The 25,404-nt window shown below is 73.4% G+C and carries 22 protein-coding genes; 14 read left to right on the forward strand and 8 right to left on the reverse strand.

Going from position 1 to position 25,404, the window contains the following annotated elements:
- The first annotated feature begins 161 nt into the window (after window positions 1–161).
- The 6 genes from NOCJ54_RS0120815 to NOCJ54_RS0120840 all read left to right on the forward strand — a co-directional run bounded on the left by NOCJ54_RS0120815 (window position 162) and on the right by NOCJ54_RS0120840 (window position 7,069).
- On the forward strand, window positions 162–491 hold the full coding sequence (locus NOCJ54_RS0120815) for a GIY-YIG nuclease family protein (RefSeq protein ID WP_028657015.1): 330 nt from the start codon (window positions 162–164) through the stop codon (window positions 489–491).
- Window positions 492–893: 402 nt separating this feature from the next.
- Window positions 894–2,957 (forward strand): ABC transporter permease, encoded by a 2,064-nt coding sequence (locus tag NOCJ54_RS27425; RefSeq protein ID WP_157514988.1) that lies wholly within the window; start codon window positions 894–896, stop codon window positions 2,955–2,957.
- Window positions 2,958–3,059: 102 nt separating this feature from the next.
- Window positions 3,060–4,097 (forward strand): FecCD family ABC transporter permease, encoded by a 1,038-nt coding sequence (locus tag NOCJ54_RS0120825; RefSeq protein WP_036519124.1) that lies wholly within the window; start codon window positions 3,060–3,062, stop codon window positions 4,095–4,097.
- A complete protein-coding gene (locus NOCJ54_RS0120830; protein WP_036519126.1) occupies window positions 4,094–5,161 on the forward strand; it encodes a FecCD family ABC transporter permease in 1,068 nt (355 codons plus the stop codon). Before NOCJ54_RS0120825 ends, NOCJ54_RS0120830 begins: the two co-directional genes overlap by 4 nt.
- Window positions 5,161–5,970 (forward strand): ABC transporter ATP-binding protein, encoded by an 810-nt coding sequence (locus tag NOCJ54_RS0120835; protein ID WP_028657018.1) that lies wholly within the window; start codon window positions 5,161–5,163, stop codon window positions 5,968–5,970. Before NOCJ54_RS0120830 ends, NOCJ54_RS0120835 begins: the two co-directional genes overlap by 1 nt.
- 52 nt (window positions 5,971–6,022) lie before the next feature.
- Window positions 6,023–7,069 (forward strand): iron-siderophore ABC transporter substrate-binding protein, encoded by a 1,047-nt coding sequence (locus tag NOCJ54_RS0120840; protein WP_028657019.1) that lies wholly within the window; start codon window positions 6,023–6,025, stop codon window positions 7,067–7,069.
- A gap of 67 nt (window positions 7,070–7,136) precedes the next feature.
- On the opposite strand, the gene NOCJ54_RS0120845 is transcribed toward NOCJ54_RS0120840, so the two are convergent.
- On the reverse strand, window positions 7,137–8,327 hold the full coding sequence (locus NOCJ54_RS0120845) for an acyl-CoA dehydrogenase family protein (protein ID WP_028657020.1): 1,191 nt from the start codon (window positions 8,325–8,327) through the stop codon (window positions 7,137–7,139).
- Window positions 8,328–8,351: 24 nt separating this feature from the next.
- The gene (locus NOCJ54_RS0120850) at window positions 8,352–9,218 is read right to left on the reverse strand and encodes an oxygenase MpaB family protein (protein WP_222430448.1); all 867 of its coding nucleotides are present in this window, start codon (window positions 9,216–9,218) and stop codon (window positions 8,352–8,354) included.
- Window positions 9,219–9,268: 50 nt separating this feature from the next.
- Here NOCJ54_RS0120850 and NOCJ54_RS0120855 point away from each other — a divergent pair, with 50 nt between their 5' ends.
- The 7 genes from NOCJ54_RS0120855 (at window position 9,269) to NOCJ54_RS0120885 (ending at window position 15,580) form a co-directional block, all read left to right on the forward strand.
- Complete coding sequence (locus NOCJ54_RS0120855; protein ID WP_028657022.1) at window positions 9,269–9,868, forward strand: TetR/AcrR family transcriptional regulator; 600 nt, start codon at window positions 9,269–9,271, stop codon at window positions 9,866–9,868.
- A 104-nt stretch (window positions 9,869–9,972) separates the two neighbouring features.
- On the forward strand, window positions 9,973–12,357 hold the full coding sequence (locus NOCJ54_RS27430; RefSeq protein WP_051486228.1) for a molybdopterin cofactor-binding domain-containing protein: 2,385 nt from the start codon (window positions 9,973–9,975) through the stop codon (window positions 12,355–12,357).
- A gap of 24 nt (window positions 12,358–12,381) precedes the next feature.
- Window positions 12,382–12,864: a (2Fe-2S)-binding protein gene (locus tag NOCJ54_RS0120865; RefSeq protein WP_028657023.1), complete on the forward strand. Its 483-nt coding sequence runs from the start codon at window positions 12,382–12,384 to the stop codon at window positions 12,862–12,864.
- 29 nt (window positions 12,865–12,893) lie between these two features.
- Complete coding sequence (locus NOCJ54_RS0120870) at window positions 12,894–14,393, forward strand: SDR family NAD(P)-dependent oxidoreductase (RefSeq protein WP_028657024.1); 1,500 nt, start codon at window positions 12,894–12,896, stop codon at window positions 14,391–14,393.
- A gap of 43 nt (window positions 14,394–14,436) precedes the next feature.
- Window positions 14,437–14,562: a hypothetical protein gene (locus tag NOCJ54_RS30575; protein WP_261376563.1), complete on the forward strand. Its 126-nt coding sequence runs from the start codon at window positions 14,437–14,439 to the stop codon at window positions 14,560–14,562.
- A complete protein-coding gene (locus NOCJ54_RS0120880; RefSeq protein ID WP_051486229.1) occupies window positions 14,559–15,065 on the forward strand; it encodes a nuclear transport factor 2 family protein in 507 nt (168 codons plus the stop codon). Before NOCJ54_RS30575 ends, NOCJ54_RS0120880 begins: the two co-directional genes overlap by 4 nt.
- 35 nt (window positions 15,066–15,100) lie before the next feature.
- A complete protein-coding gene (locus NOCJ54_RS0120885) occupies window positions 15,101–15,580 on the forward strand; it encodes a T3SS (YopN, CesT) and YbjN peptide-binding chaperone 1 (RefSeq protein WP_028657026.1) in 480 nt (159 codons plus the stop codon).
- Here NOCJ54_RS0120885 and NOCJ54_RS0120890 read toward each other — a convergent pair.
- From NOCJ54_RS0120890 to NOCJ54_RS0120915, 6 genes are all read right to left on the reverse strand, one after another.
- The gene (locus tag NOCJ54_RS0120890) at window positions 15,577–16,446 is read right to left on the reverse strand and encodes a universal stress protein (protein WP_028657027.1); all 870 of its coding nucleotides are present in this window, start codon (window positions 16,444–16,446) and stop codon (window positions 15,577–15,579) included. The genes NOCJ54_RS0120885 and NOCJ54_RS0120890 overlap by 4 nt on opposite strands.
- A gap of 25 nt (window positions 16,447–16,471) precedes the next feature.
- On the reverse strand, window positions 16,472–17,380 hold the full coding sequence (locus tag NOCJ54_RS0120895; RefSeq protein WP_028657028.1) for a universal stress protein: 909 nt from the start codon (window positions 17,378–17,380) through the stop codon (window positions 16,472–16,474).
- A gap of 14 nt (window positions 17,381–17,394) precedes the next feature.
- Complete coding sequence (cydD, locus tag NOCJ54_RS27435) at window positions 17,395–20,787, reverse strand: thiol reductant ABC exporter subunit CydD (protein WP_084255559.1); 3,393 nt, start codon at window positions 20,785–20,787, stop codon at window positions 17,395–17,397.
- Window positions 20,784–21,809, reverse strand: a complete 1,026-nt coding sequence (cydB, locus tag NOCJ54_RS0120905; RefSeq protein ID WP_028657029.1) for a cytochrome d ubiquinol oxidase subunit II — start codon at window positions 21,807–21,809, stop codon at window positions 20,784–20,786. The genes cydD and cydB overlap by 4 nt, the downstream gene beginning before the upstream one ends.
- A 48-nt stretch (window positions 21,810–21,857) precedes the next feature.
- Window positions 21,858–23,291, reverse strand: a complete 1,434-nt coding sequence (locus tag NOCJ54_RS0120910) for a cytochrome ubiquinol oxidase subunit I (protein WP_028657030.1) — start codon at window positions 23,289–23,291, stop codon at window positions 21,858–21,860.
- A gap of 136 nt (window positions 23,292–23,427) precedes the next feature.
- On the reverse strand, window positions 23,428–24,429 hold the full coding sequence (locus NOCJ54_RS0120915) for an Acg family FMN-binding oxidoreductase (protein ID WP_051486231.1): 1,002 nt from the start codon (window positions 24,427–24,429) through the stop codon (window positions 23,428–23,430).
- Window positions 24,430–24,562: 133 nt separating this feature from the next.
- Here NOCJ54_RS0120915 and NOCJ54_RS0120920 point away from each other — a divergent pair, with 133 nt between their 5' ends.
- Window positions 24,563–25,222, forward strand: a complete 660-nt coding sequence (locus NOCJ54_RS0120920; protein ID WP_028657032.1) for a response regulator — start codon at window positions 24,563–24,565, stop codon at window positions 25,220–25,222.
- The last annotated feature ends 182 nt before the right edge of the window (window positions 25,223–25,404 follow it).

Below are 25,404 nucleotides of genomic sequence, written 5' to 3' on the forward strand. Positions count from 1 at the left end.
ACCGCCGGCGGAGGGCTCGGCGCTGGGGCGCCTCGCACCTCAACCGCCGGCGGAGGGCTCGGCGCTGGGGCGCCTCGCACCTCAACCGCCGGCGGGTGGCGGTTGTCCACAGGGCGCGGCGGCTCGGGTTTCGGAATCCGCTGCGCGCGGCAGGGGAGGGCATGCCGTGGACCTACATGCTGCGCTGCAGTGATGACAGCTACTACGTCGGCAGCACGTGGGACCTCGACGGGCGCGTGTGGGAGCACAACCATGACGACCAGCTCGGCGCCGCCTACACCCGCGCTCGCAGGCCGGTCGTGCTCGTGTGGAGCGTTTGGTACGACCGGATCACCGACGCCTACCACCTCGAGAAGCAGGTCCAGGGCTGGAGCAGGAGGAAGCGCGAGGCGCTGATCCGCGGCGACTACGCGGCGTTGCCTGACCTGTCCCGGCGCAAGGCCGTGCAGGATCGCGAGGAAGGTTCGGACGCACGCCCTCCCGGTGGTTGAGGTGCGACGAGCGCCAGCGAGGAGCCTCGAAACCTCCGGGCCTGTCGGGCGGACTGTGGTGAGCCAGTCCGGTGCACCATGGCCGGTGGTTTCGAGGCTCGGCGCTGGGGCGCCTCGCACCTCAACCACCGGCGGCGGGCGGGGCGACGCGGCTCGGGCAGAAAAATGGCGCCGGGCCGCGACCTCTGGGGGGGTCGGTCGCGGCCCGACGCGCCCATCATGGCACATCAATGGTTCTCAAGGACCGCATAGGCGCGGAGTTTCCACGATCGTCGCCGTCCCGCAACCGGGCATGCGTTCGTGGGTTCCCGGCACGCCGGCGGGGGTGGCGGGTGTGATCCCGGTCGCCCCGATTGACGGACGCCTGTTCAGGTACCTGTTACTCGAAGTAGCGTCGAGATCGTGAGGTGCTCCCCGATGATCGTGCTCGCCGAGGAAGCGCCGCCGGCAGGTGGCGCGGCGCTCGACCAGGTCCTGCTCGCGTTCGTGGCGTTCGCCGCGATCTACGTCCCGCTCGGCATCTTCCTGCTGCGCGAGCGGGACGGGAAGCCGACCCTGATCGGGCGGCTCGCCGACCGGGTCTCGGCCGTCGACGGCCTGCCACGGTGGGCCGGGCTGCCCAGCTACCTGGCCCTGCTGTCGTTGGTGGCGTGCGGGTTCGGCGTCTACTGGGACGTCCCGATCCACATGCAGGACGGCCGCGACGAGGGGCCGCTGGCCAACCCGTCGCACTTCCCGATCATGTTCGGGATCTTCTTCTTCCTCGCCGCCGGCGTCATCTCGGCGGCGCTCGCCAAGGACCCGCTGCCGCGTCGTACCGTCCGGCTCACGCCGAGGTGGCGGGTCCCGATGGGCACCTTGGTGCTGCTCGGCGCCGGGATGATCGCCGCGGCCGGCTTCCCGGCCGACGACGTTTGGCACCGCCTTTTCGGCCAGGACGTCACCGAGTGGGGGCCGACCCACGTGATGATGATCGGCGGCGCGGTGACCTGCATCCTCGCGGTCCCCCTGCTGCTCGCCGAGGCCGCGCAGCTCGGCCAGCCGCCCGCGCGGCGCTGGACCCGCCTCGGTGGGCTCGCCACGGGAGGCCTGCGGCTGTTCGGGCGGGTCCTGCCGCCGGTACGGCGCGAGGCGCCCGCCGCGGTGCTGGCGGACCGCTCGGCGTGGGCGACCCGGCTGTGGATGACGATCGTGATCGGCCACTGCATCATCCCGGTCGCCTTCCTGATGGAGTTCGACCTCGGCGTCCCGCAGTTCCCCGCCGCGACGCTGTTCATCATCTCCGGCTTCCTCGCCGGCTGGATCTTCACCGCGGGCCGGCTCTTCTTCGGCCCCGGCGGCGCGCTGGTCACCTGGCTGGCCTACACCGGCCTGCGCCTGTCGATCTACCTGATCACCTTGCCGATCCCGGACATCCACCGCGCGCACTGGCTGCTCCTCCTCGGCCCCGCGCTGTGCATCGAGCTGCTCGCGCTGGTCGTCCGCAACCGCGGGCCGCTCTTCGCCGCGGGCGCCGGCCTGCTGGCCGGATCGGTCGGGCTGGCGACCGAGTGGTGGTGGATGGACGTCTTCCTGCCCTACCCGCTGCCACCGGAGACCGCCCAGATGCCGCTGATGCTCGGTGTGGGTGCGATCGCTGCCGCCGGTGGTGGTCTGCTCGGCTGGTCGTTCGCCCGGCACCTGGAGCGGATCGCCGACCTGCCGGAGGCCTCCGCGCCGCGTCGTGACGGCCTGGCGGTGCGCGGCCGCTGGGTGGGTACGGCGGGCACGCTGGCCTTCATCGTGCTGATGGCCGTCTTCGCCCCACCCACCAGCGCGGGCGAGGTGGAGGTCGTCAAGGACTGCGTCGGCGAGAACTGCCGCACGACGTACGAGCCGGTCGACGGCACCGGCGTGATCATGGGGCGGGTGTCCTACGACGAGGACTGCATCGGCGCCGACGGCTGCGAGGCCGTGGTCACGGTGCGCACCGACCCGGTGGACGCCGCCGACGACGCCGTGTGGGTCTCGGCGCTGGCCTACCAGGGTCGGCAGGACGCCTCCGAGGAGGTCCCGGGCGACGGCATGATCAGCGTCGCGATGGAGCCGACCGGAACGGCGGGGGAGTTCCGTTCGAGCCGTGCCCTCCCGCTGCACGGCAGCTGGAAGACCCTGGTCCGGCTGCACCTGGCGCCGACGACGATGGTCTCGCTGCCGCTGCACATGCCCGCCGACCCGGCCATCGACGGCCCCGCCTCCGGGCTGGTCCGTGTCGACGACGCCTCGGAGGCGGCCTTCGTGCACGAGCCGTTCATGCTGCAGCGCGAGCGCAAGCCGGACGTGCCCGCCTGGCTGTGGACCGTGATGTACGGCGTCGTGATCGCCTCGTGGCTCGTGCTGCTCGCGTTCTACGGCTGGCTCTACAGCGCTGCGGCCGGCGCGCCCGGCAGTGACCGCAGCCGGCAGCAGGGGGCGCCTGCGACGTAGCGCGCACCACGCGCGGTCGGGCCGGGGCGGTCCGGGGCGGTCCGGGTCAGTCCAGGGGCGGCCGGAGTCGTGCGCACGAGGCTCCGTGTGGATACTTAGGTTATGCAAACCTTGGAGGCCGCGGCTGCGCTGGCGCCGGAGCGCGTGGCCGCGTCCTCCGGTCGCGGGGCGCGGGTCGCGGTGCTCGCCGGGGCCACGGCCCTGGTCCTCCTCGGGATCGTGCTCAGCATCGCCCTGGGGGTGCGCGAGGTCGCGATCGGCGAGGCCTGGCGCGCCCTGACCGACCCGGTGGCCGGCAACGTCGACCACGGCGTCATCCGCGGCCAGCGCGTGCCGCGCACCGTCATCGCGCTGCTCGCCGGCGTCGCCCTCGCGCTCGCCGGGGTGCTGGCGCAGGGCGTCACCCGCAACCCGCTGGCCGACCCCGGCCTGCTCGGTCTCAACGCCGGGGCGTCGCTCGGGATCGTGGTCGCCGCCACCGCCTTCGGCGTGCTCTCCCCGCTGGGCGCGATCTGGTTCGCGTTCGCCGGCGCCGCCGTCGCCGCGGTCGTCGTCTTCGCCGTCGGCCACGGCCGTCCGGTGCAGCTCGCCCTCGCCGGCGCCACGGTCACCGCGCTGATCAGCCCGATCACCACACTGGTCCTCTTCCGCGACGTCGACGCGGTCAACTCGCTGCGCTACTGGGCGGTCGGCGCGCTGACCGGCCGCGACGCGGACGCCGTCTCGGTGCTCTGGCCCTTCGTCGTCTTCGGCGCGGTCCTCGCGTTCTTCCTCGCGCACCGCCTCAACGGGCTCGCCCTCGGCGACGACGTCGCGTCCGCCCTCGGCCAGGGCGTGGGCACGACCCGCGCCCTCGCGGCCGTCGCGATCATCTGCCTGGCCGGCGCGGCCACGGCCCTCGCCGGCCCGATCGCACTGGTCGGCCTGGCCGTGCCGCACGCTGCCCGGCGCCTGGTCGGCACCGACTACCGCTGGGTCGTCCCGCTGTGCGCGCTGCTCGGGCCGGTGATGCTGATGGCCGCCGACATCATCGGCCGGCTGGTGAAGTCCGACGAGCTGGAGGCCGGGGTGGTCGCCGCGATCATCGGCGCGCCGGTCCTCATCGCCGTGGCCCGCGGCCGACGGGTGGCCGGGCTGTGAGCGCCGTCGACGTGCCGGCCCCGGGCGCGAGCCCCGACACCCTCCGGGTGATCACCGGCCTGCGTCGCCGCAGCCGGCTCCGCGTCGCCCTCGTCGTCGCCGTCGCAGCGGCCGCGTGCCTCGCGCTGCTGCTGATGACCTTCGGCCTCGGCGCCGCCGGGGTCCCGCCCGAGCGGTCCCTGCCGGCCCTGTTCGGGGTGGGGGACAGGTTCGACCTGCTCGTCGTGCGGGAGCTGCGGCTGCCGCGCGGGCTGGCGGCGATGGTCGCCGGCCTCGCCTTCGGCCTCGCTGGCGCGCTCTTCCAGTCGACGCTGCGCAACAACCTGGCGAGCCCGGACATCCTCGGCATCTCCGGCGGCGCCTCGCTGGGCGCCGTCACCGCGGTCGTCGGGTACGGCGCCTCCGGCACCACCGTCAACCTCGCCGCCGGCGCGGGGGCCCTCGCGGCCGCGGTTGCGATCTGGGTGCTGGCCTGGCGCAACGGCCTGCACGGCATCCGGTTCGTCCTGGTCGGGGTCGGCATCGCCTACCTCTGCACCTCCCTGATCTCGTGGCGGCTGGCCGAGGCGGAGCTCCGCGAGGCCGGCACCGTGCTGCTCTGGACGGTCGGCAGCGTCGCCGACGTGCGCGACGGCGCCCTCGGCGCGCTGGTGGCCGGCGTGTCCGTGCTGGTCCTGCTCACGCTCCCTGTCGCGCGCGAGCAGCGCGCCCTGGCGCTCGGCGACGAGCACGCCCAGGGCCTCGGGCTGGGCCCGAACCGGTCGCGCGTCGTGGCGCTGCTGATCGGCGTCGGCCTGGTCGCCCTCGCGACCGCCGTGGCCGGCCCGGTGGCCTTCGTCGCGCTGATCTCGCCGGCCATCGCCCGCCGGCTGGTCGACGACGGCGGCCCGGCCCTCGCCGCCTCGGCGGCCATCGGTGCCGCGCTGACCATGGGCGCCGACGTCATCGGGCAGTACGGCCTGCCCGCCGGCCTCACCGCCCCGGTCGGCATCGTCACCGGCCTGGTCGGTGCGCCCTACCTCTTGTGGCTGCTCGCCCGCAGCGAACGAAAGGCACGCCCCTGATGAGCACCTCCATCACCGCCGAGGGCATCACGCTCGGCTACCGCGGCGCCCCCGTCATCGAGGGCCTGCACCTCGAGCTGCCGCCGGGCAAGGTGACCGCCATCGTCGGCCCCAACGCGTGCGGCAAGTCCACCCTGCTGCGGGGCCTCGCCCGGCTGCACCCGATCTCCGCCGGCCGGGTGCGCATCAACGGCAAGGACGCCAGCAGCCTCTCTCGCCGCGAGCTCGCCCGCACCATCGGCGTGCTGCCGCAGACCTCGATCGCGCCCGACGGCGTCCGCGTCGCCGAGCTCGTGGGGCGTGGCCGGTTCCCGCACCAGGGCTGGTTCGGCCGCCACACCAGCCAGGACGACCGCGTCGTGCTCCGCTCGCTCGAGGCCACCGGCGTCGCCGACCTGGCCGAGCGACGGCTCGACGAGCTCTCGGGTGGGCAGCGCCAGCGGGTCTGGATCGCCATGGTGCTGGCCCAGGAGACCGACGCCGTGCTGCTCGACGAGCCGACGACGTACCTCGACGTCACCCACCAGCTCGAGCTCCTCGACCTCCTCGACGACCTCAACGCCCAGCGCGGCACGACCGTCGTGATGGTGCTGCACGAGCTCAACCACGCGGCGCGCTACGCCGACCACATGGTCGTGATGTCCGGGGGCCGGATCGCGGGCCAGGGGGCGCCGGCGGACGTGCTGACCGCCGAGTCGGTGCGCTCGGCCTTCGGCCTCGACGCGGAGGTGGTCCCGGACCCGGTGACCGGGGGACCGCTGGTCGTGCCCAGGGGGCGGACCCGCCTCGGTGTGACCGCAGGCATTTAGGGTAGCCTCACCTCATCTGAAGAACTGCTTCACCTACCTGAGGAGAACCCCTGTGCGGATCACCCGTGCCTTCCGCCGCAGCACGGCGCTCGTGGCCGGCCTCGCGGCCGTGCTCGCGCTGTCGGCCTGCGGCAGCGACGACGGCGGCGACGACAAGGACGCCGGTGCCACGACGCTGGAGGTGACCGACGAGTTCCCGATCACCATCGAGCACGCCTTCGGCACGACCGAGATCACCGAGGAGCCCAAGCGCGTCGCCACGTGGGGCTGGGGCTCCACCGAGGCCGCCATCGCCTCGGGCGTCTACCCGGTCGCCATCGCCGAGCAGCTGTGGACCGTGGGCAAGGGCAACCTGCTGCCCTGGGTCAAGGAGGCGTACGACGAGGAGGGCATCGACCACCCGACGCTGCTCCCCGACGACGGCACCGGCGCCACCGTGCCCTACGACGAGTTCATCGCCGCGAAGCCCGACCTGATCCTCGCGCCGTACTCCGGCATCACCAAGGAGCAGTACGAGCAGCTCGCCGAGATCGCCCCGACCGTCGCCTACCCCGAGGCGCCGTGGACGACGACCTGGCAGGACACGATCACGATCACCGCGCAGGCCCTGGGCCGCAGCGAGCACGGCCAGACCATCCTCGACGAGATCGACACCTACCTCGCCGACCAGGCCGAGGAGCACCCCGAGTTCGAGGGCAAGACCATCGCCGCGCTCTACCCGGGCCCGAACTCCGTCTCGCCCTACACCGAGCTCGACCCGCGCCTGGCGATCCTGACCAAGCTGGGCTTCGACGTCGCGCCGAGCGTGGCGGAGCTGGACACCTCCGACGGCGGCTTCTACTACGAGCTGAGCTGGGAGGAGGTCGACAAGATCGACGCCGACGTCGTCGTGACCTACTTCGACGACGACAAGCAGGCCGCGGCCTTCCTGGAGGACCAGAAGGCGCTGGCGATCCCTGCCGTGAAGAACGGCAGCGTCGCCCAGGTGGTCGGCCGCGAGAAGATCTCGGCCGTCTCGCCCCCGACCGCGCTCAGCTTCAAGTGGGCCGGCGGCATGCCGGAGCTGGTCACCCTGCTCTCGGAGGCCGTTGCCGACTGACGTTGCCCTCTCGTCGAGGTGCGACGGCGCCGTGGCGCCTCGCACCTCGACCACCGGGACGGGGTGCTCAGTAGGACTTCGGCAGGCCCAGCATCTGGGTGCCGATGTGGGCGAGCACGAGCTCCTCGGCGACCGGGATGTTCTTGGCGATCCGGGCGTCGCGGAAGATCCGCTCGACCGGGTACTCCTTCGAGTAGGCCATCCCGCCCAGGGTCTGGAAGGCCTGGTTGGCGGCCTCCCAGCCGACCTGGGCGCCGGTGAGCTTGGCGATGTTGGCCTCGTTGCCGCACGGGCGGCCCTGGTCGAAGAGCCAGGCGGCCTGGTAGGTCATCAGCCGGCCGAGCTCCGCCTTCGCCTTGAGCTGGGCCAGCGGGAACTGCAGGGCCTGGTTGGCGCCGATCGGGCGGCCGAAGACCTCGCGCTCCCGGGCGTAGTCGCAGGCGATCCGCAGTGCCGCGTCCGCCGTGCCGACGCCACCGGCCGCCGCGAGGACCCGCTCGGGGTTGAGCACGTCCCACAGGACCCCGAAGCCGGCGTCGACCTCGCCGATGACGTTCTCGGCCGGGACCCGCACGTCGTCGAGGAAGACCTGGCTCGAGCACAGGATGTTGCTGCCCATCTTCGGGATGGGCGTGTACGACAGGGTGCCGGCCGCGAGGGCCTCCTTGACGTCGACGAGGAAGAGCGTGAAGCCCGCGGTGCGGGGGAGGCCGCGCTCCTTCGTCTGGTCCGCCGGGATCGTGCGGGTGACCGCGACCATCCAGTCGGCGTTCTCGACGTTGGAGATCCAGACCTTCTGGCCCTTGATGACGAACTCGTCGCCGTCGCGGCGGGCGGCGGTCTTGATCTCGATCGCGTTGCTGCCGGCGTCCGGCTCGGTCAGGGCCAGGCAGAACTGGATCGACCCGTCGGCGAGGCCGGGCAGGATCCGCTGCTTCTGCTCCTCGGTGCCGTGGCGGGTCAGTGTCATCGCGCCGAAGCCGGGCGTGGTGACGTAGAAGAAGGTGCCCGCGACGCCGCCGGAGGCGCACAGGGTCATGTTCGCCACGGCCAGCTCGAGCAGGCCCTGCCCGCCGCCGCCGTACTCCTCCGGCACGCAGAGGCCGAACCAGCCGCCCCGGGCGAGGTCGTCGAAGGCCTCCTGCGGGAAGCGGTGCTCCTCCTCGCAGCGCGACCAGTAGGCGTGGTCGTACCTCGCGGCGACGGCGGCGACGCCCTCGCGGACGGCGAGGGCGGAGTCGGGCAGGTCGAAGTCCATCGGGATCCTTGCAGGCGAGTTGGCTCAGACGAGGGGGCGGCGGAACCGTCGGCGCAGGCGCAGGTCGGCCAGCCAGAGGTTGAAGGGGAAGATCCGCAGCGCGGTGGGCAGCCGCCGCTCGACCGCGCCGAGGGTGCGCAGCAGGCGGTCGAACCGTCGCTGCTGGCGCGGGGTCCAGGACAGGCCCATCGCCTCGCGGAACAGGGGCGGCAGGAAGCCGGTCGTGACGAAGACCAGGAAGGGCGCGAGGAGGCGGAACGGCGGCGGGAAGTTCCGCAGCGTGGTCAGGTGCATGAGGTACGCCGCCATGTCGGGGTCGATGTCGACCTCGGCGAGCGACTCCTCCCAGTAGCGGTCGAAGGCCGCGCGGTCGGCCGGCCAGGCCTCGGCGGGCATCTGCAGCGTCGTGCCGAAGCGGGCGCAGTGCGCGTAGAGCGCGTCGGCCCGATCCGCGGGTAGGGGGCCGTGCATCTTCTCGATCATGTCGACGGTGCCGTAGTAGAGGCAGGCCGCGACCCAGGTCTGCAGCCGCGGGTCCATCGCCCGGTACTCGACCTTCTCGCCCGGCCGCGAGTACACCTGCGCGTGCTGCCGGTTGACCTCCTTGCGGAAGGCGGTGCGCTCCTCGTCGGTGCCGAGCAGGGCGACGGCGAGGTAGGTGAACGTGGTGCGCCCGCGCTTGAAGGGGTGCTTCATCGCCGAGCCGTCATCCACCCGGCTGTTCATCACGCCGTGGCCGACGCCCGGCCAGCTCAGCTGCATGATCACGTTCGCCGGCCCCGCGAGGTGGGCGCCCATCCCGGAGACGTGGTCGCGCATGTCGAACCAGACGGGGACGGGCAGGTCGCGCTGCCGCGGACGATGCGGGGCGGTCTCGGCTCCGGTGCTCACCCCGTCAGCCTAGACTGTTGTTGGCAGGCTGCCAATAGTAGTCTCGCGGCATGCCAGGAGCCGTCGCACGTCGCCAGCGCCTCTCGCCGGACCAGCGCCGTGAGCTCATCCTGGCCGCGGCCGAGCGGCTCTTCGCCGAGCGTCCCTACGTCGAGGTCTCGACCACCGAGCTCGCCGCTGCGGCCGGGGTCGCCCGGGGCCTGCTCAACCACTACTTCGGCGACAAGCGTGCGCTCTACCTCGAGGTCGTGCGCCGGGCCGCGCTGCTGCCGACCATCGAGGACGTGCCCCTGCCGGTCGGCTCCCTCGAGGAGCGCGTCGACGCCGCGGTGCACTGGTTCCTCGGGTCCATCACCCCCGAGCGGGCCAGCTTCCTGACCATCGGCGCGGCCGAGGGCGTCGGCGACGACGCCGAGGTGCGCTCGATCCTCGCCCGCGCCCACGACCTGGCGGCCGGGCGCGTCCTCGAGCTGGTCGGCGGCGACCCGGAGGACCCGGCGGCGCGGGCCTGCGTGCGCGCCTTTGGTGAGCTGGCCCGCGGCGTCATCCGGGAGTGGTCGCGCTCGGGGACGCTCACCCGCGAGCAGGCGCACCGGCTGCTGCGCGAGTCCCTGCTGACGATCGTGCAGGACGTGCTGCCCGCCCTCTGAGCCCCGCTTGGCGGCCCGGTCCCACTCCCCGGGACGAACCAACCTCCGACCAATGTCCGCGGGTCATGCTGGCGTGACGACTTCACTTCTCGGGGGAGATCGACATGGGGAAAACACCGGGGCGCGAGCCTGCCGCCACACCGTCCGCACCATCCACCGCGCCGAAGGGTCCGACCGCTGCCGCCGGACCGACGACCGGCGTCGGCCGACGCTCGTTCGTCGGCTACGTCGTCGGTGGGACGTCGCTGATGGTCGCCGCGGACCTGACCGTGGGGGCGACGCCGGCCGGCGCCGTACCGATCCCGTCGCTGCCGCAGGTCGCCGAGGTCTACGACCTCAACGACTTCCTCACCCACTGCGCGCTGCCGACGTCGAACAAGATCGGCATCACGATCGACGAGTCCGGTGACGCGCACTTCGCGCTGCCCCGCATGGAGGTCGGCCAGGGCATCACCACCGCCGTGGCGATGCTGATCGCCGACGAGCTCGACCTGCCGCTGGAGCGGGTGCACGTCACCCTCGCGCCTGCGCGCCAGGAGCTGCTGTTCAACCAGCTCACGGGCGGGTCGAACACCATCATCTCGATGTACACCCCGGTCCGCGTCGCGGCCGCGGTCGCCCGCAAGGCGCTGCTGGACGCGGCCGCCATCCAGCTCGGCGCCCTCGTCGACACGCTGGTCACCAAGGCCGGCGTGATCCTCGCACCCGGCGGCGCCTCGGTGGCGTACGGCGACGTGGCGGCCGACGCGGCCAGCGCGAGCACGAAGCGGGTGAAGGTCACCCTCAAGGCGGCGGGGGAGCGCACCCTCGTCGGGACGCCCCAGCGACGCATCGACGCCCTCGACGCGGTCACCGGACGCAAGAAGTTCGCGATGGACCTCGACGTCCCCGACGCGCTGCCGACGATGGTGTGCCGGGCCCCCGACCTCAACGGCACCGCCCGTTCGGTGCGCAACCAGGCCGAGGTCGAGGCGATGCCCGGCGTCACCCACGTCGCGATCATCCCGACCGGCGTCGCCGTGCGGGCCCGCACCTTCGGCCAGTGCATCGACGCCGTCCGCGCGCTCGACGTCGAGTGGCGGTCCGGCACGGTGCCCGGCAAGGACGCCGACGCCGTGCTGGAGGAGCTGCGCAAGGCGCAGCTGCCCCTCGTGGTGCCGAAGCTCGGCGCCACCTCGGTCGAGGCCGAGTTCGTCTTCCACTTCCGCAGCGGCTCCGCCCTCGAGCCCAACTGCGCGGTCGCCGACGTCCGCGACGGCACCGCGACCGTGTGGGGCGGCCTGAAGTCGCCCATCGACGCGCAGTCGAAGGTCGCCAAGGCGATCGGCCTGCCGCAGTCGAAGGTGACGGTCCACGTGGTGGAGGGCGGAGGCTCGTTCGGCCGCAAGCTGATCAGCGACGCCGCGATCGAGGCGGCCCACGCGTCGAAGGCGTTCGGTGCCCCGGTGAAGCTGATGTGGCACCGGGCCGACGAGCCCCGCCAGGGTCGCGTCCACCCGATGGCCACCTCCCGGATCCGGGCCACCGTGCTCGCCGGCAGCGTGATCAGCTTCGAGCAGCGGCACACCAGCGTGCCGACCGACTTCACCCACGGGCTCGGGGAGCGGCTCACCGCCGAGGTCGCTGCGCTCCCTACCGGGCTGGCGAACCTCGGCTTCGCGGAGACGATCTTCCTGCTCACCCAGGAGCTGCCGTACAGCTTCGGTGTCATCACCCAGCTGCTCAACGAGCCGGGGCTCGCCGCCGACCGCTTCAACACCAGCTCGGTGCGCAACATCTACTCGCCCGACGTCGCGACCGCCAACGAGCTGATGGTCGACCAGCTGGCCGCCCGGCTGAAGAAGGACCCGGTCGCCTTCCGGCGCAGCCACCTCAAGAGCAAGGTCGTGCGCCGGGTTCTCGACCGTGCCGCCGAGCTGGGGGAGTGGGGCAAGGCCATGCCCGCCGGCACAGCGCAGGGGATCGCGGTGCACAAGGAGTACAAGGGCGCCACGGCCGTGCTCGTGGAGATCGACTGCCGGCCGGAGACGGTCAACCGCAAGGTCCGCGACGGCGTCACCGGCCCGCGGGTGACGAGGGCGACCGTCGTCGTCGACGCCGGCGTCGTGATCAACCCGCGCGGGGTCGAGGCGCAGATGATGGGCGGCTTCTCCGACGGCCTTGCCCAGGCGCTGACCTACAGCAACCACCTCGTCGACGGGCACTTCCTCGAGGCGAGCTGGGACAACTCCGCCTACACCCGGCAGTGGAACGTGCCCCTCGAGTTCCGCTGCGAGGTGCTCGAGTCCGACAGCCGCGAGCCCGGAGGTGTCGGCGAGGCCGGCGTCGCCTCGTCGATGGCGGCCGTGGCCTGCGCGTACGCACGGGCCACCGGCACCCTGCCCACGGAGTTCCCGATCAACTTCCGCGACCCGCTCCACTTCGAGCCCAAGTCGTTCGTCCCGCCCGTCCCCGCGTCGCCGGTCGACGGCCTCGACCACACGTACTGAGAGACCACCGAGAGGCGACCTGCGATGCCGAAGCACACCTTCCAGCTCAACGGCGAGACCGTGACCGTCGACGTCGAGGACGACGTCCGCATCCTGTGGGTCCTGCGCGACGTCCTCGGTGTCACGGGCCCGAAGTACGGGTGCGGGATCAACGTCTGCAAGGCCTGCACGTCCCACATCAACGGCAAGGCGTTCAACCCCTGCGCCGTGCCCGTGTCCGCCGTCCGCGAGGACGACGAGATCACGACCATCGAGGGCCTTGCCGACACCGTCGACGGCGACGGGCTCCACCCGATGCAGGAGGCCTGGCTCGAGCACGACGTCGCCCAGTGCGGCTACTGCCAGCCCGGCCAGATCATGGCCGCGGTCGCGCTGGTCAACAAGGTGCGCGCCGAGGGCCGCGCGATCACCGAGGACGACCTGGACGGGATCCGCAACGTGTGCCGGTGCGGCACCTACAACCGGATCCGCGACGCCGTGCGCACCGGAGCCGCGGCGATGGGCTGATTCGCCCCGCGGAACCGTACGATTCGCCGGTGGAACGGATCGACCCCGACGAGCTCGCGATCGCGATCAAGGTGCTGAAGCAGATCCCGGAGCTGCACCCCGATCACGAGGACGTGCGCACGATGAAGCGCGCGGCGTCGTACATGTACAAGCTGATCAAGAAGTCGCGCCGTGCCGAGATCCGCCAGGAGCGGCAGCGGCACGACCAGGAGATCATCGAGAAGACGGCGACCGGGTCGCCGATGCGCATCGACGACGAGACGGCCGGCATCCCGCTGGTGTCGACGGCGCAGGGGGCGTTCGCGGGCGAGCTGATCACCGCCCGCGGGTGCTACATCTGCAAGGAGGACTTCACCCTCGTCGACGCGTTCTACCACTGGCTGTGCCCGCGCTGCGCGGCGAAGAGCCACGCCAAGCGCGACCAGCGCACCGACCTCACCGGCAAGCGGGCCCTGCTGACCGGTGGCCGCGCCAAGATCGGGATGTACATCGCGCTGCGGCTGCTGCGCGACGGTGCGCACACCACGATCACGACCCGTTTCCCGAAGGATGCGGTGCGGCGCTTCGCGGCCCAGGAGGACTCCGCGGACTGGCTGCACCGGCTGAAGGTGGTCGGCATCGACCTGCGCGACCCCACCCAGGTCATCTCGCTGACCGACGACGTCGCCGCGGACGGCCCGCTCGACATCATCATCAACAACGCCTGCCAGACCGTGCGCCGCCTGCCGGGTGCCTACACGCACCTCATCGACGGCGAGGCCGCCGAGCTGCCCACCGCCGAGTCGCTCGGTGTCAAGGCGCTGCCCGAGATGGTCACCTTCGACCGGATCTCCGAGGCGCACCCGGCTGCGATCGCCGGGGCCCTGTCCTCGACCGCGGTCGCGCACCACGAGGGGGAGTCGACCGAGTCGGCGCTCGCCGCGCACAACGCCGCGAGCCTGACCGCGCTCGCGCTCAAGGCGGGCGGCGCGTCGCTGGAGGCCCACCTGGCCGGCACCGCGATCGACGCGGGCGGCCTGATCCCCGACGTGCAGACCAACAACTCGTGGACCCAGGTCCTCGACGAGGTCGACCCGCTGGAGCTGCTCGAGGTGCAGTTCTGCAACGCCATCGCGCCGTTCCTCATCAACTCCCGGCTCCGGCCGGCGATGCGGGCCGCGGTGCAGAACGGTGCCCGCCGCGCCTACGTCGTCAACGTCTCGGCGATGGAGGGACAGTTCTCCCGCCGCTACAAGGGGGCCGGCCACCCGCACACCAACATGGCGAAGGCCGCGCTGAACATGATGACGCGGACGTCGGCCGGCGAGCTGTTCGAGACCGACATGATCCTGATGACGGCCGTCGACACGGGCTGGATCACCGACGAGCGCCCGCACCACGAGAAGCTCCGCATTGCCGCCGAGGGCTGGCACGCGCCGCTCGACCTCGTCGACGGCGCCGCCCGCGTCTACGACCCGATCGTGCGCGGCGAGGCCGGTGAGGACCTCTACGGCTGCTTCCTCAAGGACTACGAACCGTCCCCCTGGTGACCCCGGGCTGCACGCGCGGACGCCGGTGCGGCACCCTCGGGGCGTGACCGACGTCTCGTCCTGCGGCCCGTGGGCCGTCATCGCCGGTGGCTCCGAGGGCACCGGCGCCGCGTTCGCCGACCAGCTCGCCGCCGACGTCCAGGTGCCCGGGACCGGGGAGGACGCATGAGCAGCACCGAGGAGCGGGTCGCCGCGCTGGAGGGTCTGGTCGCCGCCCAGCAGGAGCGCCTCCGGCAGATGGAGGACCAGCAGGCGATCGCCCAGCTGATCGCCTCCTACGGGCCCCTGGTCGACGCAGGCGAGGCCGACCGGGTCGCGGCACTGTGGACCGAGGACGGCAGCTACGACGTCGAGGACTGGCACATGGCCGACCGCGCGGCCGTCGCGGCGATGGTGCGCTCCGACGCCCACCAGGGCCTGATCAGCCGGGGCTCGGCGCACTTCCTCGGCCCCGCCCACGTCTCCGTGGACGGCGACACCGCGGTCGCCGTGTGCGAGTCGGTGCTCGTGGTGCAGCAGGAGAGGCACCCGGTCGTGGCCCGGATCGCCGCCAACCTCTTCGAGCTCGCCCGCACCCCGGAGGGCTGGCGGATCACCCGCCGCACCACGCGTGGCCTGCGCGGCACCCGGGAGGCCCACGACCTGCTGGCCGGGCGGGTCCCGACGGACTGACGCCTGACGGGGCCGCGGTCGGTAGGGTTCCGCCCATGAGCCGCGACATGGTCGATGCGTACGTCGAGCGCCTGCTCGAGGAGTTCACCGGCAACGAGTCGCTGTCGAAGGACGACCACGGCGGCTACCCGTTCCGGCACGGCAACAGCGCCTACACCGTGCGGGTCGTCGGCAACGACGACCGCCCCGCGGTACGGGTGTGGTCGGTCGCGCTGCACGAGGTCGACGAGAGCCCCGAGCTCCTCGGCGTGCTCAACGAGATCAACCAGCGCCTGCTGCACGCCCGGGTCTACTGGGCCGACAAGGCCGTGGTGTTCGAGGATGCCCTCGCGGGGCTGACGCTCAACAAGGGCACGCTCGAGTCGTCGCTCGTGGACGTCGCCGAGGCCAGCAACTTCTTCGGGCCGCGCCTGAAGGAGCAGTTCGGCGGTGGGCTGACCTTCGAGGACGACCCGGCCGAGGAGGCCGCCGACCCGACGGCGGAGCCCGCGGCCGGCGACGGGCTCTACCTCTAGTCCTCGCCGAGCGCCGCGGCGTCGTCCGGGTCCCGCTCCACGGGTACGACGGCGACAGTGGTCCGCGCGCGCTCGACGACCGCCGTGGCGATCGACCCGGTGACCAGCCGGCCGAGGGTGTCGACGGGGTGACGGCCGACCACGACCAGGTCCCAGTCGCCGGTGTGCCGACCGACCACGTCGTCGACGAGGCCGTGGTGCACCCGCTGGCTCACCTCGACGTCGGGGTACGTCTCCGCGAACCCGGCGAGCGCCTCGGCGAGCGCGAGGTGGGCCTCGTCGCCGACGCCGAGGTCGTCGTCCTCGAGCCGGACGTTGCGCAGCCCGGCGACCGCCGCGACGACGTCCCACGTGCAGTGGACCGCGGTCAGCGGCTCGCCGCGCAGGGACGCCTGCTGGAAGGCGAATTCGAGGACCGGCGACGACGAGGAGGTCGCGTCGACGGCGACCAGCACGCCGCGGCCGCCGCGCTCCTCGTCGCGGGGTCGGCAGACGACGACCGGGCACCACGACAGCCGGGTGAGCGCCGTACCGACGGAGCCCAGCAGCACGCTGCGCAGGAAGCCGCGACCGTGGGAGCCGACGACGACCAGGTGGGCGTCGCGGGACAGGTCCACCAGCGCCGGTCGGGGGTCGAGGTCGACGCTCACGCCCGAGGCGTCCACCGTCGGCTCGAGCTCGCGGACCGCGACGAGGGCGTCCCGGTTGACCCGGTCGGCGTCACCGCCGCCGGCGGTCACGACGACGAGCGGACGGTGCTCGCGGCGCGCCTGCGCGGCTGCCCAGCGCAGGGCACGGGCGGCGTGGCGGGAGCCGTCAGCGCCGACGACGATGCTGCCCGGGGCGATGGCAGGGATGCTGGTCACGGGTTCCGTCCTCGGGTCCGGGTGGTCAGTCGCGCTCGGCGGGCTCGGCCTGCGGCACGACGAGCACGGTCGTGCGCGCCCGCTCGACCACCGCGGTCGCCACCGAGCCGGTCAGGAAGCGCAGCAGGCTGTCGACCGGGTGGCGGCCGACGACGACGAGGCTCCAGCCGTCGCTGCCGGTCGTGAGCAGCTCCTCCGCGACGCCGCGGCCCAGCTGCAGGTCGGTGGCCACCTCGGGGAACTTCGTGCGCATGCCGGCGACGCTCTCGGCGAGCAGCAGGCGCTGCTGCTCCAGGCCCGCCTCGTGCGGCGAGACGAGGCCGGGGCCCGCCAGCGCGGCGACCTGGTCCCAGACGCAGTGCATGACGGTCAGCGGCACGTCGAGCAGCGACGCCTGGTGGAACGCGGCCTCGATGACGGGCAGCGACTCCGGCGTGCCGTCGGCGCCGACGAGGACCCCGCGCACCGGGGCACCGCCACCGCGGGGACGGCAGACGAAGACGGGGCAGGCGGCCTCGCGGCTGACCGACGCGCTCACCGAGCCGAGCAGCTTGCTCCGGAAGGTGCCCCGGCCCCGGGAGCCGACCACCAGCGCGTGCACCCGGTGGGACAGGTCGACGAGCACCTGGCGCGGGTCACCGACGAGGACCTCGGCAGAGGCGTCGAGGCCGGGCCGCAGGTGCTGCACCACCCCGAGCGACTCATCGGCGACCGCACGGCCGTGCGCCACGAGCTCCTCGACGGTGGGTGCGTAGGCCGCCCCGACGCCGGACCACGCCATGGCCGGAGCGAGCGGCGAGCCGGTCGCGGCGACGACGACCAGCGGCCGGCGCTGGAGCCAGGCCTGCTCGGCCGCCCAGTGGACGGCGCGGACGGCGTCCTCGGAGCCGTCCGTCGCGACGACGACGCTGCTGGGGTTGATCGTGCTGGTCATGGCTCCAGCCTCGCTCAGGCGGCCGGTCCGGCGGCACGGGCCGAGGCCCCCGGCTGGGTGGGACCTTCGGCCCCTCCCGCGGCGGCGTCGGGGCCGGCGGGAGCCAGCACCACCGTGCGGTCGACCAGGCCACGGCCCGCGGTCCCGTGGGTGATCCACAGCACCGAGCGCTCGCGGTCGCCGTCGAGCACCTCGCGGGCCAGCTGCTCGGCCGTGGCGTAGTCGAGGTGGGCGGTCGGCTCGTCCAGGACGAGGACCGGGTGCCCGGCGAGCAGGGAGCGCGCGACGCCGATCCGGGCGCGCTCGCCGCCGGAGACACCGGCATGGCCGGTCCCGAGCCAGGTCCCCGTGCCGTCGGGAAGGCTGTCGACCCAGTCCCCGAGGCAGGCCGCGCGCAGCGCCGCCTCCACCTCCGCGTCCGTCGCGGCGGGCCGGGCCAGGCGCACGTTCTCCAGCAGGGTCGTGGCGAACACGTGCGGCTGGTCGTCGACCAGGCCGACCTGCCGGCGGACGTCGTCCGGCGAGGTGGCGGCGAGGTCCGCGCCGCCGAGCCGCGCAGTGCCGACGGCTGGGTCGAGGAAGCGCAGGAGCACCGCAGCCACCGTGCTCTTGCCGGTGCCCGACGCCCCGACGAGCGCGACCCGGTCGCCGGGTGCCAGGTCGAGGCTCACGGGGGAGGTGAGCGGGGAGTCCGGGGCCCAGCGGGCCCGCACGCCGTCGAGGTGGACGTCGTCGCCCTCCGGTGCGGCGGCGTCCCTCGGGGCCACGACGGCCGGCGTGGCGTGCTCGAGCACGGCCAGCCGGGCCTCGGCCGCCTCGGTGCGCGCGGCGAGCACGCCGGCGTCGGCGACGGGCAGGGCGACGTCGGCGAGCGCGAGCGGCAGCAGCACGAGCAGCGCCATCACCGGTCCGCCCAGCGTGCCGTCGGCGACCGGACCCGCGCAGAGGGCGGCAACCGTGGCGACGGCCGCGCCGCTGGCGGCGAGCACCAGGGTGCGGGAGGCGGCGAGCCATCCGGCGGTGGTGGCCGAGACCCGACCGAGGCGGGCGCTCACCCCGGCGACCCGGTCCGCGGCTGCGGTCGTGCGCTGCCACATCCGCAGGTCCTCACCCACCTGGAGCGCGTCGACGACGGTGCGGGACAGCTCCGCCCGCAGGCCGACCAGGCGGCGCTCCGCAGCCCGGGCACCGTGGCGCGCGAGCAGGTGGGCGAGGCCGGAGGCGCCGCCGAGGCCGAGCACCACCAGGGCCGACGCGGGCTGCAGCAGGGTCGCGACGAGCGCCGCCAGCGCCGTGACGAGGGCGAGCTGGCGCACCGGCAGCAGCACCCGAAGCTGGCGGTCGACCACGCTGTCGACGTCGTCGACCACCGAGGTGAGCAGGTCACCGCGCCGCCGGCCGAGCCGCGCCGGCACGAGGGGCACCAGGGCGTCGTACACCCGGACGCGACGGCGCGCGAGCATCCGAAGGGCGGCGTCGTGCCCGCGCAGCCGCTCGACGTAGCGCAGCAGCGGCCGCGCAAGGCCGAAGGCGCGCACGCCGACGACGGCGACGAGCAGGGTGAGCACGGCGGGACGGGTCGAGGCCTGCACGATCAGCCAGCCGGCCGTCGCGGTCAGGGCGACACCGGACGCGGACGCGAGCGCACCGATCACCGTCGCGCCGGCGAGGGCCCACCCCTCGCGCGGGGGTACGACGACGGGCTGGTCCGTCGCCGGGGCGTCGGCCGGGGTGTTGGTGGGGCCCCCGGCCCGGGGCGCCGGGACGGCCGCGGACGGGACCACCCGCTCGACCGGCGCGGGTGCCGGCAGCTCGAGGACCGTGTCGGCGAGCTCGACCAGCCGGGGCCGGTGCGCGACCACGACGACACCGCTGCGACGGGCGAGGCTGACGATCGTGTCGGCGATGACCTGCTCGGTGAGGTCGTCGAGGTGGGCGGTCGGCTCGTCGAGCAGCACCCAGGGCCGGTCGGCGAGGACCACCCGGGCCAGCGCGAGCCGGGCGCGCTCGCCCGCGGACAGCGTGGCGCCGTCCTCGCCGAGCGGCGTGGCCAGGCCTGCGTCGAGCTGGCGCACGCGCACCTCGAGCGCGACCTCGCGCAGCGCGGCCCACAGCTCGTCGTCGGTCGCGTCGGGGCGGGCCAGGCGCAGGTTGTCGGCGATGGTGCCGTCCACGAAGTGCGGCTGCTGCGGCAGCCAGGCGACCTGGGCCTGCCACGCCGGCCCGCCGACCGGGTGGCCGCCGGCGGTGACCGCGCCGCCGTCGACCGGCAGCAGCCCGGCGATGGCTGCCAGCAGCGTGGACTTGCCGCACCCGGAGGGGCCGGTGACCGCGGTGATCCCGGTGTCGGGGACGACCGCGGACAGGTCGCGCACGGCTGGCGTCGTCCGGCCGGCGTGGGTGACGGTGAGGTGGTCGATCCACAGCGGTGTGCGCGGGGGAGCCGGGAGGTCGACCGCGGCGAGGGCGTCGGGCGAGGTGGTCAGCAGCTCGTGGGCGGACTCGAAGGTGGCGGCACCCTCGGCGGCGGCGTGGAACTCCGCACCCACGCGCCGCAGCGGCCAGTAGGCCTCGGGGGCGAGCAGCAGCACGACGAGCGCGGTGTGCAGGTCGAGCGAGCCCGACGCGAGCCGGACGCCCACGGTGACCGCGACCAGGGCGACCGAGAGGGTGGCCACCAGCTCGAGGACCGCGGAGGACGCGAACGCGATCCGCAGCGTGCGCAGCGACGCCCGGCGGTAGCGGTCGGTGACCTCGGCGATCCGGCCCGACTGCGCCCGCGCCCGACGGTGGGCGACGAGGGTCGGCAGCCCGCGGACCACGTCGAGGAAGTGGCCCGACAGCGAGGCCATCGCCCGCCACTGCTCCTCGGCGCGGTCGCGGGTGGCCAGGCCCACGAGCGCGCCGAACACCGGGACCAGCGGGAGGGTCAGCAGCACGATCAGCGCGCTGAGCAGGTCCTGGGTGGCCAGCACCACGACGGTCAGCGGGGGCAGCACGCCGGCGACGACGACGGCCGGGACGTAGCGGGTCAGGTACGGCTCGGCGGCCGCGACGCCGCGGGTGGCCAGCGCCGCGACCTCGTCGTCCGGCTCCGGGCCGGCGGACCGGTCGAGGGCCGTGCGCACGAGCCGGTGCCGCAGCACCGTGCCGACCGACGACGCGGCTCGGGCGGCGAGCACGTCGCCGACGCCGCCGACTGCGCCGCGCAGGGCGAGCAGGCCGGCCACGGCCAGTCCCCAGGGCAGCACGTCGCGGTGGTCGAGGACCGCGACGACGAGGCCGGTCACCACCCACGCCTGGGCGATGACCAGCACCCCACCGACCAGGCCGGCGCCGACGACCCCGGCCAGGGCGCCCCGGGCAGGCGCCAGGAACCCCCGCAGGCGTGGGTCCGCGGGCCTCATCGGCCGGCGGGGGCGGTCGCCGCGGGGGAGACCGGGATGTGGTGCGTGGCGATCCGCTTGCGGAACACCCAGTAGGTCCAGCCCTGGTAGAGCAGCACCAGCGGGGTGAAGACCACCGCGGTGACCGTCATGATCCCCAGCGTGTACGACGTCGCGGCGGCGTTGGTCGTCGTCAGGCTCGTGCCCGCGGCGAGCGTCGTGGGCATCACGTCGGGGAAGAGGGCCAGGAACAGCCCGCCCACCGCGAGCGCGATGGTGACGAAGGTGCCGAGGAACGCCCAGCCCTCACGACCGGCCCGGGCAGCCGCGCCGGCGCCGACCAGGGTCGCGGCGGCGACGACGAACGCCACCAGCGAGCCGGTGGAGCCGGTCTGCTGCTGGGTCCAGGCCAGGAAGACCACCGCGAGCAGGGCGGTCACCCCGACGGCGGGGACGGCCAGCCGCCGGGCGCGGTGCCGGATCTCGCCGTCGGTCTTGAGGGCGATGAACAGCGCACCGTGGGTGAGGAACAGCGCCAGCGTGGTCAGCCCGCCCAGCAGGGCGTACGGGTTGAGCAGGTCGAGGAAGCCGCCGGCGTACTCCAGGTCGGCGTCGATCGGCACGCCCCGCACGATGTTCGCGAACGCGATGCCCCACAGCACCGCGGGCACGAACGAACCGATGATGATCGCGAGGTCCCAGTTGCGGCGCCACCGCGCATCGTCCCGCTTGGCGCGGTACTCGAACGCCAGGCCGCGCACGATCAGCGCGACCAGGATCAGCAGCAGCGGCAGGTAGAACCCGCTGAACAGCGTCGCGTACCACTCCGGGAAGGCCGCGAAGGTCGCCCCGCCCGCGACCAGGAGCCACACCTCGTTGCCGTCCCACACGGGTCCGATGGTGTTGATCATGACGCGCCGCTCGGTGTCGTCCCTCGCCAGCGTCGGCAGCAGCATCCCGACGCCGAAGTCGAAGCCCTCCAGGGTGAAGTAGCCGATCCACAGGACCGCGATCAGGATGAACCAGACGGTCGTGAGCTCCATGGTGAATGTCCTCGTCTGCCAGGTGGTGGCTGGTCGGTCGGTGTCGGGTCAGTACGCGAACGCCATCGGGCGGTCGTCGCCGGCGGCGTCGGGCACGTCGGCCGGCAGCTCGTCGGCCCCACGGCGGATCCAGGTCAGCAGCAGCCGCACCTCGATGACGGCGAGGACGCCGTACACCGCGGTCAGCGTGAGCAGCGAGATCCACGCCTCGGCCGTGGTGAGGCCGGGGGAGACGGAGTGCTCGGTCGTCATCAGCCCGAACACCGCCCACGGCTGGCGGCCGATCTCGGTGAAGATCCAGCCGAACGAGTTCGCGAACAGGGGCAGGAACGGGAGCGCGATCGCAGCGGCCAGGACCGCACGCCCCTGCGGCGTGCGACCGCGGCGGGTGACCCACAGGATCCAGCCGGCGACCACCATGCCGGCCATGCCCAGGCCCATCATCAGCCGGAACGTCCAGTAGGTCAGGGGGATCACCGGCGTGTAGTCGCCCGGGGAGTAGTACGCCGCACCGGGGTCGGCGCCGTAGGTCTCCCGGTAGCGCTCGCGCAGCTGGTTGATGCCCTCGACCTCCCCGTCGGTCGTGCCGGTCGCGAGGAAGGACAGCAGGCCGGGGACCTTGACCGAGAAGGTCTCCTCCTCACCGTCGAGGGTGCCGAGCTGGAAGACGGAGAAGTCGGCCGGCGCCTCGGTCTCGTAGAGACCCTCCGCGGCCGCCATCTTCATCGGCTGGACCTCGGTCATGATCTTGCCCTGCACGTCGCCGCTGACGACGACGCCGAGGGCCGCGACGAGCACGATCCAGGCACCGGTGCGCACGGCGGGGCGGTAGAGGGCGCGGTCCGCGTCGGTGCGGGAGCGGCGCAGGTGCCACAGCGCGATGCCGACGACGAACGCCGCGCCGGTCATGTAGGCCGACAGCACGACGTGCGGGAAGGTCACCAGCTGCACCTTGTTGAACAGCACGGCGGCGAAGTCGTTCATCTCCGCCCGGCCGGTGTCGGGGTTGAACGCGTAGCCGACCGGGTGCTGCATCCACGAGTTCGCGGCGAGGATGAAGTACGCCGAGAACAGGGTCCCGACGTGGACGAGCACCATGCACGCGGCGTGCAACCTGGCCGGCAGCCGGTCCCAGCCGAAGATCCACAGGCCGAGGAAGGTCGACTCCAGGAAGAACGCGAGCAGGCCCTCGACCGCCAGCGGGGCGCCGAAGACGTCACCGACGAAGCGGGAGTAGTCGCTCCAGTTCATGCCGAACTGGAACTCCTGGACGATGCCGGTCACGACGCCGATGGCGAAGTTGATGAGGAAGAGCTTCCCGAAGAACTTCGTCAGTCGCAGCCACCGCTCGTCGCGGGTCCGCAGCCACGTGATCTCGTAACCGGCGATGATCGCCGAGAGACCGATCGTGATCGGGACGAACAGGAAGTGGTAGACGGTCGTGATGGCGAACTGCCACCGAGCGATGTCGGTCGGGTCCACAGGTGCTCCTGGCGCTATTCGGGCATATCGGGTGCTGACGCGACCACGCTAGGAACGGTGCGGGTCCCTGCCCCACGGCCGGACTTCCCCGACCCGGGGGACCTTCGGCCCACCGGTCGGCGGACCTTCGCCGCGATCAGCCGCGGCGCAGCACCTCGGCCAGCGGCCGGCGCGGGGTGCGGGGCAGCTCGCTGCGGCCGATCGCCTGCCAGCCGACGCGGAGCAGGAGGTGTGGCTCCGGCACGTCGGCGAGCACCGTGCGGGCGAGGTCCTGGCGGATGCCCTCGACCTCCACCGGCTGGCTCATCGGGATGACCGACATCCCCGCGCGGGTGGCCTCCAGCCACACCGCGCTCATCGCCCGCCCGCTCAGCAGCCAGCTGCCGACCTCGTCGAGCGCGCCGCCGATCGCGACGACCCGGTCGCCGCCGTGGATGACCATGCGGGTGTCCTCGAGGACGCCGGGGCGGAACCGGGACCGGGCACGCAGCGGGTCGGGGTCGTCGGGCAGCAGGGCGCTCGGGATGCCGTCGGGCCCGGGCCGGTCGATCCAGTCGTCCTGCTCCAGCAGCCGGCGGCCGTCGACCTCGACGGCGGTGACCGCCCGGTTCGCCAGCAGCTCCAGCCGGATCCGTGCCGCGTCGGTGGTCACCGCCTCCGCACGGGTGCCCCAGCGTCGGGCCAGGGCGGCGAGCCCGGCCAGCTGGTCGTCCGGCACCGGCCACGCCGTGAACCTGCGACGGTCGGTGCAGCGGGTGCGGAGTAGGTCGAGGTCCTCGCGGACCGCGGGCCGCGGCGCGTCGCGAGCCACCGCCACGGAGGCGAGCACCGCCGGGTCGTCGCCCGGCAGCAGGTCGACGTCGACGTCCCACCCCATCGCCCGGGCCGCGAACTCCAGGTGGTGCAGGGCAGCACCGCAGCTGAGCACCAGGTTGCGCCCGCGCGGGTCCTCCGCGGGGAGCAGGCGGTCGAGGTCGGCCTCGAGGACGACCCGCGCGCCGTCGTACCGCCACCGCCAGGGCTGGGTGTTGTGGATGCTGGGGGCCAGGCAGGCGAGCTCGACCAGCCGCTCCACCACCGCGGCCGGCGCCACCTCGGTCGCCCGCGTGGTCCGGGCGGTCCTGCCCCTCGTGCTCATCGTTCGCCTCCTTTCCCGGTGTCCTTCCTCACCATGGTGCGGTCGGTGCGGGCCGTGGCACAGGGCACAAGGTCCCTTCGTCCGGGCCGTCCTTCCCGCCCCCCGTCGGGTCGATCAGGTCTACCGTGGGAGCGTGAGCGAGAACCCCACGCCCGAGGGCGACCGGATCACCGTCTACCTGCTCGACGACCACGAGATGATCCGTCGCGGGATCCGCGACCTGCTCGAGTCGGAGGGCGACATCGTCGTCGTGGGGGAGTCCGAGTCCGCCCAGGAGGCGACCCGCCGCATCCCCGCCCTGCGCCCCGACGTCGCGATCCTCGACGGCCGGCTGCCCGACGGCTCCGGCATCGACGTGTGCCGCGACGTCCGCTCGCAGGACCCGTCGATCCGCGCGCTCATCCTGACGTCGTACGACGACGACGACGCGCTCTTCTCCGCGATCATGGCCGGGGCCGCCGGCTACGTGCTCAAGCAGGTGCGCGGCAACGACCTGCTCGACATCGTCCGCCGCGTCGCCGCCGGCCAGTCCACCCTCGACCCCTCGGTCACCGCGCAGGTGCTGGAGCGGATCCGCACCGGCCCGAAGGTCAACAAGGAGCTCGCCTCGCTCACCGACCAGGAGCTGCGGGTGCTCGAGCTGATCGGCGAGGGCCTCACCAACCGGCAGATCGCCAAGGAGATCCACCTCGCCGAGAAGACGGTGAAGAACTACGTCTCCTCGCTCCTCGCCAAGCTCAACCTGTCGAGCCGCACCCAGGCCGCCATCTACGCGGTCAAGAACCAGCGCTGAGCTGATGGCGCGAGCGCGTCGCCTGTCGAGGGCTGCGCGCAGGCACTCGCAAGCTCGGCCCGCACTTGCCCTCGACGCGCCTCCGGCGCGGGCGCCGCGCTGCCGCGCGCGCAGTTGGCTCCGGTAGGTGGTTGCGTTGGCCAGGCGGTAAGCCTTGGGTTCGCATCGCCGTATTCCCGGTG

Origin of the sequence: Nocardioides sp. J54, assembly GCF_000519005.1 — a bacterium.
Taxonomy (GTDB): domain Bacteria; phylum Actinomycetota; class Actinomycetes; order Propionibacteriales; family Nocardioidaceae; genus Nocardioides.

What these genes read in the sequence shown, in the direction of transcription:
- cydB (WP_028657029.1), bottom strand. Translation starts at nt 21,809, where the DNA reads ATGGAGCTCACGACCGTCTGGTTCATCCTGATCGCGGTCCTGTGGATC.
- NOCJ54_RS0120815 (WP_028657015.1), top strand. Translation starts at nt 162, where the DNA reads ATGCCGTGGACCTACATGCTGCGCTGCAGTGATGACAGCTACTACGTC.
- NOCJ54_RS0120855 (WP_028657022.1), top strand. Translation starts at nt 9,269, where the DNA reads ATGCCAGGAGCCGTCGCACGTCGCCAGCGCCTCTCGCCGGACCAGCGC.
- NOCJ54_RS0120845 (WP_028657020.1), bottom strand. Translation starts at nt 8,327, where the DNA reads ATGGACTTCGACCTGCCCGACTCCGCCCTCGCCGTCCGCGAGGGCGTC.
- NOCJ54_RS27430 (WP_051486228.1), top strand. Translation starts at nt 9,973, where the DNA reads ATGGGGAAAACACCGGGGCGCGAGCCTGCCGCCACACCGTCCGCACCA.
- NOCJ54_RS0120880 (WP_051486229.1), top strand. Translation starts at nt 14,559, where the DNA reads ATGAGCAGCACCGAGGAGCGGGTCGCCGCGCTGGAGGGTCTGGTCGCC.
- NOCJ54_RS0120885 (WP_028657026.1), top strand. Translation starts at nt 15,101, where the DNA reads ATGAGCCGCGACATGGTCGATGCGTACGTCGAGCGCCTGCTCGAGGAG.
- cydD (WP_084255559.1), bottom strand. Translation starts at nt 20,787, where the DNA reads ATGAGGCCCGCGGACCCACGCCTGCGGGGGTTCCTGGCGCCTGCCCGG.
- NOCJ54_RS0120825 (WP_036519124.1), top strand. Translation starts at nt 3,060, where the DNA reads ATGCAAACCTTGGAGGCCGCGGCTGCGCTGGCGCCGGAGCGCGTGGCC.
- NOCJ54_RS0120835 (WP_028657018.1), top strand. Translation starts at nt 5,161, where the DNA reads ATGAGCACCTCCATCACCGCCGAGGGCATCACGCTCGGCTACCGCGGC.
- NOCJ54_RS0120865 (WP_028657023.1), top strand. Translation starts at nt 12,382, where the DNA reads ATGCCGAAGCACACCTTCCAGCTCAACGGCGAGACCGTGACCGTCGAC.
- NOCJ54_RS0120895 (WP_028657028.1), bottom strand. Translation starts at nt 17,380, where the DNA reads ATGACCAGCACGATCAACCCCAGCAGCGTCGTCGTCGCGACGGACGGC.
- NOCJ54_RS0120915 (WP_051486231.1), bottom strand. Translation starts at nt 24,429, where the DNA reads ATGAGCACGAGGGGCAGGACCGCCCGGACCACGCGGGCGACCGAGGTG.